Raw genomic sequence first — 283 nt, forward strand, 5'->3', positions numbered from 1 at the left:
CACAGGCCCGAGGCATTCCGGATTGGAAGCGAATCCACGATGAACTCCGGGGCAAGAACGTCACCCTGTTCCTGCTCTGGCAGGAGTACCGGGAAGCCAATCCGGATGGCTACCAGTACAGCTGGTTCTGCGAGCACTACCAGGCCTGGCAGGGCAAGCTGGATCTGGTGATGCGTCAGGACCACCGAGCCGGTGAAAAGCTGTTCGTGGACTATGCTGGGCACACGGTGCCCGTCATTGACCGCACCACCGGTGAGATCCATGAGGCGCAAGTCTTTGTGGC

Annotated in this window: 1 pseudogene; it reads left to right on the forward strand. The window is 60.4% G+C overall.

Annotated features, from left to right (window positions below):
- Positions 1-283: pseudogene (locus H3Z84_RS05150) on the forward strand (IS21 family transposase); the annotation flags it as partial.

The organism is Marinobacter sp. bablab_jr003, assembly GCF_016464245.1.
GTDB lineage: Bacteria > Pseudomonadota > Gammaproteobacteria > Pseudomonadales > Oleiphilaceae > Marinobacter > Marinobacter vinifirmus.